Origin of the sequence: Eikenella halliae (assembly GCF_001648475.1) — a bacterium.
GTDB classification, from domain to species: Bacteria; Pseudomonadota; Gammaproteobacteria; order Burkholderiales; family Neisseriaceae; genus Eikenella; species Eikenella halliae.
Genome location: NZ_LXSQ01000028.1, coordinates 125310 through 134538 on the forward strand (window position 1 = coordinate 125310; position 9229 = coordinate 134538).

The 9229-nt window shown below is 60.3% G+C and carries 7 protein-coding genes and 1 pseudogene; 4 read left to right on the forward strand and 4 right to left on the reverse strand.

Annotated features, from left to right (window positions below; translation table 11 throughout):
* The first annotated feature begins 5 nt into the window (after positions 1–5).
* The 3 genes from smc (at position 6) to A7Q00_RS11610 (ending at position 5501) form a co-directional block, all read left to right on the forward strand.
* Complete coding sequence (smc, locus tag A7Q00_RS11600) at positions 6–3485, forward strand: chromosome segregation protein SMC (RefSeq protein WP_064090680.1); 3480 nt, start codon at positions 6–8, stop codon at positions 3483–3485.
* 563 nt (positions 3486–4048) lie between these two features.
* Positions 4049–4972 (forward strand): LysR family transcriptional regulator, encoded by a 924-nt coding sequence (locus A7Q00_RS11605; RefSeq protein ID WP_064085069.1) that lies wholly within the window; start codon positions 4049–4051, stop codon positions 4970–4972.
* A gap of 196 nt (positions 4973–5168) precedes the next feature.
* On the forward strand, positions 5169–5501 hold the full coding sequence (locus A7Q00_RS11610) for a hypothetical protein (protein ID WP_064090681.1): 333 nt from the start codon (positions 5169–5171) through the stop codon (positions 5499–5501).
* 305 nt (positions 5502–5806) lie between these two features.
* Here A7Q00_RS11610 and A7Q00_RS11615 read toward each other — a convergent pair whose 3' ends face one another.
* The gene (locus tag A7Q00_RS11615) at positions 5807–6220 is read right to left on the reverse strand and encodes a DoxX family protein (protein WP_064090682.1); all 414 of its coding nucleotides are present in this window, start codon (positions 6218–6220) and stop codon (positions 5807–5809) included.
* Positions 6221–6338: 118 nt separating this feature from the next.
* On the opposite strand from A7Q00_RS11615, the gene A7Q00_RS11620 reads away from it, so the two are divergent.
* Positions 6339–7235, forward strand: a complete 897-nt coding sequence (locus A7Q00_RS11620) for a LysR family transcriptional regulator (RefSeq protein WP_064090683.1) — start codon at positions 6339–6341, stop codon at positions 7233–7235.
* Positions 7236–7529: 294 nt separating this feature from the next.
* Here A7Q00_RS11620 and A7Q00_RS11625 read toward each other — a convergent pair whose 3' ends face one another.
* The 3 genes and pseudogenes from A7Q00_RS11625 to A7Q00_RS11635 all read right to left on the reverse strand — a co-directional run.
* Positions 7530–8138, reverse strand: a complete 609-nt coding sequence (locus A7Q00_RS11625) for a hypothetical protein (RefSeq protein ID WP_064090684.1) — start codon at positions 8136–8138, stop codon at positions 7530–7532.
* Between the two features lie 98 nt (positions 8139–8236).
* Positions 8237–8680 (reverse strand): SMI1/KNR4 family protein, encoded by a 444-nt coding sequence (locus tag A7Q00_RS11630; protein WP_064090685.1) that lies wholly within the window; start codon positions 8678–8680, stop codon positions 8237–8239.
* A 148-nt stretch (positions 8681–8828) separates the two neighbouring features.
* Positions 8829–9229: pseudogene (locus A7Q00_RS11635) on the reverse strand (IS630 family transposase); the annotation flags it as partial.

Sequence of the window (9229 nt, forward strand, 5' to 3'; positions counted from 1 at the left end):
TTTTCATGCGCCTCACCCACATCAAACTTGCCGGCTTCAAATCTTTCACCGACCCCACCACCATCCACGTGCCCGGCCAGCTGGTGGCCGTAATCGGGCCCAACGGCTGCGGCAAATCCAATGTTATCGACGCCGTGCGCTGGGTGCTGGGCGAAGCCTCGGCCAAACAGCTGCGCGGCGAGAGCATGCAAGACGTGATTTTCAACGGCGCCGCCACCCGCCGCCCCGCCCCCCGCGCCTCCGTGGAGCTCGTGTTCAGCAATGCCGACGGCAGCCTGCAGGGCGCATGGGGGCAATACGGCGAAATCAGCATCCGCCGCCAGCTCACCCGCCAAGGCGAATCCAGCTACTATATTAACGGCCAGCAAGTGCGCCGCCGCGACATCACCGACCTTTTCCTCGGCACCGGCGTCGGCGCGCGCGGCTACGCCGTGATTGAGCAGGGCATGATTGCCCGCATCATCGAAGCCCGCCCCGAAGAATTGCGCGCCCACATCGAAGAAGCCGCCGGCGTATCCAAATACAAAGAACGCCGCCGCGAAACCGAAAACCGCCTGCGCGACACCCGCGAACACCTCCAACGCCTCGGCGATTTGCAGACCGAACTCGGCCGCCAAGTGGAAAAACTCCAACGTCAGGCCGCCGCCGCCGAACGCTACCGCAGCCTCACCGCCGAGCTCAACCAAGCGCAAAACCGCCACGACTTCGCCCAATGGCGGCACACCCTCGCCGCCGCCGACCGCGCCGCCGCCGAACACGAACGCGCCCGCGAGCGGCAAGACGAACTCGCCCGGCAAAACCAAGCCATGAACGATGCCGTGCAAGTGTTGCGCCAAACCGAGCAGCAACAGCAGGCCGAGCAATACCGGCTCAACCAGCAGCACGCCCTGCTGCGCGAGCAAACCGCCCGCCTCGAAGAGCAAATCCGCTCGCGGCAGAGCCAACGCCAGCGCCTCGAACGCGAACAGGCCGCCGCCCAAGCCGCCATCCAAAAAATCGACGGCGAACACGCCGAGCTGCAACAGCAGCACGCCGCCGCCGAACAGGCCGCCGAACAGCAGCAGATGCAGCTCGAACTGCTCACCGCCGAAGCCGCCACCCTCGAAGAGCAACTGCCCGAACTCGAAACCGCCCAGCAGCAGGCCGCCGAGCAGCAGCAAAGCCGGCACGACGAAGCCGCCCGCCTCCGCCGCGAGCTCGCCCTGAAACAGCAGCAGCTGCAACACAGCCGCCAAAGCATCAGCCGGCTGCAAGAGCGCCAAGCCCGTTTGCAGCAGGAAGCCGCCCTGCAAAGCGATGCCGGACAGGACACCGCCGCCGCCCAAGCCCGGGCCGACACCCTCGCCGCCCAATACCAACAGGGCGAGAAGCAACTGCAACGGCTCGAAGAGCAAACAGGCTACCTGAAAACCGCCTTCGCCGCCGCCCGCGAACGCGAACAGGAGTACGAACGCCGCATCCTGGCCGCCGAAGCCGAGCAGAAAACCCTCGCCGCCCTGCTGGCCGACACCGCCCGCCACAACTTCTGGCAGGGCAGCGAACAAGCCGATGCCCCCGCCCTGTGGCAGCACATCCGCGTGCCCGAAGAATGGCAGGGCGCGCTGGCCGCCGTGCTCGGCGAGCGGCTCAACGCCCGCGCGCTGCCCGCTGATTTCCAGCCGCCGTCGCCGCTGCCCGAATCCTCCGCCGCCTGGTTCGACCGCGAAGCCCACGCCCACCGCGCCGCCAGCCCGGCTCAGGCGCTGATTCACCAAATCCAGGCCGAGCCGCCTTTTCAGGTAGCCTTAGCCCACTGGCTCGAAGGCATCTTGTGCGCCCCCGATTTGGACTACGCGCTGGCGCACCGCAGCCGCCTCGAGCCCGGCCAAGAATGGCTCACCCCGCAAGGCCACCGCATCGACCGCCTTGGCGTGCTGCTGCACCATGCCGACGGCGGCAACCGGCAAATGCGCCACCGCGCCCGCCACGACGAAATCACCGCCGCACTGGCCGAATGGCAACCGCAGTTTCAGGTAGCCCGGGCCGAAGCCGAAAAACTGGCGCAGCAGCAAGCCCAGGCCGAAGCCGAACTGCGCCAAGCCCAAACCGAACAGCGCCGCCTCGCCGCCGAGCTGGCCGCCGCCCAACAGCAGGCCGGCGCCCTCGCCGCCCGCGCCGCACAGGCGCAGCAGCGGCGCGAACACATTGCCCGAGAGCAGTCCCAGCTGGCGCAGGAAGCCGAAGAGTTGGCGTGCGCCGCCGAAATCCTGGCCGAAGAAACCGCCGCCCTCGAAGAGCGCCTGCCCGAATTGGAAGCCGAAAGCAGCGCCCAAGCCGAGCAAAGCCAACAGGCGCAGCAAGCCCTGCGCCAAGCCCGCCAAGCCGTGCTCGAAGCCGACCGCCGCCGCAGCGCCGCCGAAATCGAAGCCCACCGCCAAACCCAGCAGCTGCAAAACCTCGCCGCCCGCATGGCCGCGCTGGTGCAGCAAAAAGCCGATTGGCAGCAACGCCAGAGCGAGCTCGCCCTCACCTACGCCGAAGACAACGAAGACGAGCAACGCCTGCAGCTGGAAGAACTGGCCGAAGCCGCTTTCACGCTGGAAGAGCAAATCCAAGCCGCTGCCGCCGAGCTGGCCGAAACCCAAGAGCAGGGCAGGCAGCAATATGCCCGCCAGCAGGCGCTGGCCGCCGAGCTGCCGCAATGGCAGCAGGCCGCCCAAACTACCTTGTTGCAGCAGCAGGAAGCCCTGCTCAACGCCAAACATTTCCACGATAACTTATTGGCGCGCCAAGCCGATATCGCCGCGCTCGAAGCCGAGCAGCAGGCAGGCTACCTGAAAACCGACTGGCCGCAGCAAATCGACAGCATTTCCCGCCGCATCCAAGCCCTCGGTGCGGTTAACCTGGCCGCACTCGACGAATTGGCCGAAGCCCGCGAGCGCGACGGCTACTACCAAAACCAACGCGCCGACCTACAATCCGCCATTGCACTTTTGGAAGAAGCCATCGCCCAAATCGACGGCGAAACCAAACAGCGCTTCCAAGCCACCTTCGATGCCGTGAACCAAAAAGTGCAAACCTTCTTCCCCACCCTGTTCGGCGGCGGCGAAGCCAGCCTGCACATGGTGGGCGACGATTTGCTCACCGCAGGCGTATCCATCATGGCGCGCCCGCCCGGCAAGAAAAACAGCACCATCCACCTGCTCTCCGGCGGCGAAAAAGCCCTCACCGCCATGAGCCTCGTGTTCGCCCTGTTCAGCCTCAACCCCGCCCCGTTCTGCCTGCTGGACGAAGTGGATGCCCCGCTCGACGACGCCAACACCGCCCGCTTCTGCAACCTGGTGAAAGAAATGAGCGCCCAAACCCAGTTCCTGTATATTTCCCACAACCGCCTGACCATGGAAATGGCCGAGCAGCTCATCGGCGTGACCATGCAGGAAAAAGGCGTGTCCCGCATCGTGGCCGTGGACATCAAACAAGCGCTGGAAATGGCGGAAACCGATTAAAATTAAAATTTCAGGTAGCCTCCGCACACGGCGGGGCTACCTGAAAACGACAGGGCTATCTGAATATCTATGGCTAACACATGACAGAGAGTAGAGCGGGCTTCAGCCTACCGGATTGATGAGCCATCTTTTTCGTGTACTGGCTATATCACAATGATTTTATTTGTAAATTCATCAGAGTTCCAGGTAGCCTTCATTAATTATTTCATTCATTGTTCGACTTTGCGCCTCATGCCGGCGCGGGGCACTTCCTTTCTTTGCTTCGCCAAAGAAAGGAAGCAAAGAAAGGCGACTGCGGGCACAGGTTTGGCTTCGCCAAACTTCCCTCACTCCGCACGGTTTTTCGGGCGGGCTCGCAACTTGCGGCTGCGCCGCTTCGAACATGCAAGCCCTTGTTTCCCAAAAAACCGCGCTCCGTTCGGCTGCGCCAGCAGAAGGGTGGCAAGCCCAATAGATTTGCGGTAAATGTACCGTTTCGGATAATGAGGCTACCTGAAAACTAAAAAATGCAAACCAAACAAAACACAGGTATAACACCAACCCAGTAAAAGGCTACCTGAAACATGGAATCTATCATCGAACTGCGCCACCTCAAAACCCTGCTTGCCCTGGCCGAAACTGGCAGCGTGTCCCTGGCCGCCAAGCGCGTGTTCCTCACCCAATCCGCCTTGTCTCACCAAATCCGCGCCTTGGAAAACCACTTCGGCACACCGCTGTTCGAGCGCAAAACCACCCCCCTGCGTTTCACGCCCGCCGGCGAGCGGCTGTTGCAGCTGGCGCGCGAAGTGATGCCGCACCTGGCCGCAGCCGAGCGCGACCTGGCGCAGATTGCCGGTGGCGGTGCGGGCGAATTGCGGCTGGCGGTGGAATGCCACACCTGTTTCGACTGGCTCATGCCCGCTATGGGCGACTTCCGCCCGCTGTGGCCGAAGGTGGAGCTCGATATCGTGTCCGGCTTCCAGGCCGACCCGGTGGGGCTCTTGCTGCAACACCGCGCCGATTTGGCCATCGTGTCCGAAGCCGTGCCGCAGGCGGGCATCCGCTACCAGCCGCTGTTTGCCTACGAGATGGTGGGCATCTGCGCCCAAGATCATCCCCTGGCGGCCAAACCCGTGTGGCAGGCGCAGGATTTCGCCGCCGAAACCCTGATTACCTATCCCGTGCCCGACGATATGCTTGATTTGCTGCGCAAAATCCTGCTGCCCGCCGGCATCAACCCGCCGCGCCGCCACAGCGAGCTCACCATCGCCATCATCCAGCTGGTGGCCAGCCGGCGCGGCATCGCCGCCCTGCCGTATTGGACGGTGATGCCCTATCTGGAAAAAGGCTACATCGTCGCCCGCACCATCGGCAGCCCCCCGCTCACCAGCGAACTCTACGCCGGCATGCGCAGCGACGACGCGCATAAACGCTACCTCGACAACTTTTGCCAAATCATCCGCGAGCGCGGCTTTGCCGACCTGCCCGGGCTGAGCGTGCTGGAATAGCGGCACGGGCGTTTTAAAAACTGGAGAAGCCTGTTCCTCTTTCCCGTGCGAGGGCAGGCGGCAATCCGGAGGTTTGTATGCGGATGCCGAGAGGCTACCTGAAAATGAGCGGGCGAATGCTGCCAAGCCATGCTTTGATTGTATTCAGGCATAATTTTCAGGTAGCCTTTACCCGAATCCACACCCGAGAGCCAATATGTCTTCCGAACAACAAAACGACATCCTCAGCATCAACCAAGTGCAGCTGCTGCTCTCGGAAAAGCGCACCGCACTTTCGGTGATGCGCACGGGCATTGCCGTGCTGGCGCTGCCGCTTTCGATTTTCAGCGCGCTGATTGCCACTTCCAAGTGGTATAACGTGGTGGAAGTGTGGCCGTTGCTCATGTTGGTGGTAGGTATCAATTTGGGTCTGGCGGTGTTCGGCATTTATCTGATCGCCCGCTCCATGCTGCGCATGCGCCAATACGACCGCCTGATTGCCGATATTAAGCACAGCCACGATTCGCTGCGGCGGCTGATTAAGTCGTAGGCAGGGTATGCCGCGCTGAACAGAAAACTGTGTTTTGGGAGGCGGATAGGGTTGCCTTATAGTGAATTAACAAAAACCAGTACGGCGTTGCCTCGCCTTGCCGTACTATTTGTACTGTCTGCGGCTCGTCGCCTTGTCCTGATTTTTGTTAATTCACTATAACGATGTGGGGTACCTTCAGCGGCAAAGTGTCGCATCTTTCAATATGACAAACAAAAAGGAGCCAGGGTAAACCCGGCTCCTTTTTTCAGGTAGCCTGCCTGCGCGTTAAGGCTACCTGAAACGTGTTTCGGCAAAGCTCAAAATCATCCCTGCCGCTTCTTGCACAGCAGCGCATCCAGCGACCATTTGCCGCCTCCGGCTGCCGCCAGATACAGGAACACGAAGCTGAACAGCGCCGCTGCCTCGCCGCCGTTCATAAACGGAATCAGCGCGTGGCCGCCGTCGGCAACGTGGCCGATGAAATAAGCCACCGCCATCTGGCCGGAAAGGATAAATGCTGCCGGGCGGGTAAACAATCCGAGCAACACCAACAGGCCGCCGCCCAGCTCCAGCATACCGGCCACGCCGTAGAGCGAGAAGAGTTGCAAGCCGTCAAACATTTCCACGTGCGGCAGGCCGAGCAGCTTGGCCGAGCCGTGCAGCATAAACATATAGCCCGCCGCGATACGCAATACCGACAACACCATGCTGCGGCAGTTTTCCCAACGTGTATTCATGATTTTTTCCTCTTGATACGTGAAACAATGTGAATTGGAAGTACCTGTGCAGTATAATCATTTCTCCATCGCGAAAACATAGCCTATCCAACAACATAGTTTTTCCCCAAGAGAAAACATGGATACCTTATTAAGCATGAAAGTGTTCTGCCAAGTGGTGCACAGCGGCAGCTTCACCCGCGCCGCCGAGCAGCTGGATATTTCCGTACCCATGGCCAGCAAACACGTGGCGCATCTGGAAAAAAGCGTGAATGCCCGCCTGCTCTACCGCAACAACCGCCGCCTCAGCCTCACCGAGCAGGGCGAAGCCTACTACCGCGACTGCCTCTCCGCGCTCGACATCCTCGACCAGGCCGCCGCCCGTGCCGCAGGCAGCACCGCCCGGGTGCAGGGCCGGCTGCGCGTGAGCATCCCCGTGTGGTTTGCCAACCCCATATTCGCCGCTTGGATTACCGAATACCGCCGCCGCTACCCCGACGTGTCGCTGCACCTCACGCTCACCAACCACAGCGTGAATTTAGACGGCGACGGCGAAGACGTGGCGCTGCGCCTCTCCAAGCAGCCGGCCGAAAATCTGATCGCCCGCGCCCTGGCCGAGATCGACTTCCATTTGGTGGCCGCACCCGCCTATTTGGCCGAATACGGCACGCCCGCCGCCCCGCAGGATTTGGCGCAGCACCAAGCCATCCTGCCCAGCTACACCGACGTATCCGGCCTCACCCTGCAAGGCCGTGGTGAAAAGCACGCCGTTCACCTGCAAGCCGCCATACACAGCAACAACACCCAAATGCTCTACCAGCTGGTGTGCGCCGGTGCCGGTATCGGCTACCTGCCCGAATGGCTGCTGCGCGCCGACCTGCAAACCGGCCGCCTGCGCCGCCTGCTGCCCGACTACCGCACCGCGCCTGTCCCCTTCTACGCCGTGTACACCCAACGCAAACTCTTGAGCGCGAAAGTGCGGAGTTTTATCGACTTTATGGTGGAGAAGACCGCGAGCGAACAGGCCGGTTTGTAGAATAGCCGGCCAAAGCAAAGGCTACCTGAAAACGCCAAATGGTTTCAGGTAGCCTTTTTTACTGTCTAATCCGTGCCGTGAACGCATACCGACTTGGGATGGCAGATTCCTTGTGGGCAAGGTATAGTGAATTAATAAAAATCAGGACAAGGCGACGAGCCGCAGACAGTACAGATAGTACGGCAAGACGAGGAAACGCTGTACTGGTTTTTGTTAATTCACTATAAAGGAATAAGGCTACCTGAAAAACCGGCAATGCTGCCCTGCATTTTCAGGTAGCCTTTCAACGTGAAGCTACAGCTTCAGGGTCGCCCAATATTGCGGCAGGCGTTTGAGGCGTTGGCGGATGGCCTGGGCTTCGCTGTCGCCGTGTTCGGCGAGGAGGCGGGCGGCGAGGTCGAGGTAGGAGATGGCGGCCAGTTCGCTGTTTTCCTGATAATCGGCCGGGTCGGTGCGGCCGTCGGCGAACAGGTCTTCGGCATCTTCCAGCAGGAGGGTGAAGTCGCCCAGTATGGCGCGGCACATTTCCTGCACGGCTTGGCTGTTGCCGCGCCGTTTTTGCAGCCGCATCGCGACGTGCATGAAGGGGCCAATTTCGGCGCGGTAGTGGGAAACCACGGCGAAGGCGGCGGTGCCCCAGCATTCAACGGCTTGCGGCAAAAGCTCGTAAAGCCTTTGCCGCTCGAGCCATTCGGCCAGGACGCGGGCGGTGTTTACGATTTGGTAGCCATCCCGCCACACGTCGGCGCTGATGGTTTGCTTGGGATAATCGTTGCTGTTGGCGGCCACGTGCTGGGCCTGGGTGTTGAGCTCTTTGAGGTAGGCTTTGATGGCGGGGATGTCGGGCGGGAGTTGGCAGAGGGTGTCGAGTTTGCTTTGATGTTTGTCTTTGTTTTTGCTCATGCTGTGCCTTTCCAAAATAGATTTCAGGTAGCCTGCCGCAGGGATAAAGGGCTATCTGAAAAGAGGATGGCGGCTTTCAGGTAGCCTGTTTGGGCTGCTTAATCCGCGCCGTTGGCAGCCAGCAGGAAGGCTTCGAGGCTTTCGGCTTCCTGAATGCACTCGCCGCTGTCGTGGTCGGGCAGCCATACCGCGCCGTCGTGCAGCATAAAGTAGTTGCCGCTGCCGTCGCCAGCGAAGGCGATGCCTTGTTGCAGCAATCCGGCGGGCAGGGTTTCGTGTCGGGCAAAATGGCGGCGCACCCATTTTGTGTTCTCCACCACCTGCGTCAAATCGTCGATTTCTATGCCCAGATAGCAGTTTGCGCCGAAACGCAGCAGCAGGGCGCGATACAGGGCGGGGAAGGGCGTGCCGAGCTGTTGTTCGGCAGCGGCAATTTCGGCTTCGGATACCGGCTCGCCCGAGAGGAATTCTTCCGCCATGCCATCTTGTTCGGCGTATTCGGCGCGGATAAGGGCTTCGAGTTGGTCGAGAAAGGCTGGCATGTGACGGTTTCCTTGTGGTGACGGTAAGAGGGGGAGGCTACCTGAAAACGGAGTAGGGCGGATGAACATCGCCAGGCGACGGCGTCGGCTCGCCTTGGCGTACTCTCTCTGTAGGACTTGCGGTTCGCCGCTTTGTGGCATTTTATAGTCAATTAAAATCAAAATAGGACAGTAACGCATCGTCAAATCGGGCGTAATCAGACAATACGGTTCGAAGATACCGCTTAATATTCGCCCACACCTTCTCAATCGGGTTGAGTTCGGGTGAATAAGGTGCAAGAGGCAATACCTTATGTCCCAATTTTTCTGCCATTTCCCGTAAGACACCCATACGGTGAAATCGTGCATTATCTAAAATAATCACCGATTTTTGAGTCAATGCGGGCAGTAGGCATTGCTGAAACCACGCTTCAAAAAAGACTCCGGTCATCGTATTTTGATAAACCATCGGAGCAATCAGCCGGTTGCCGACTTGTGCGGACACCAGAGATAAGCGTTGGTATCTTTTTCCACTTATCTGCGCTTTCACTATTTGCCCTTTCGGGCTGC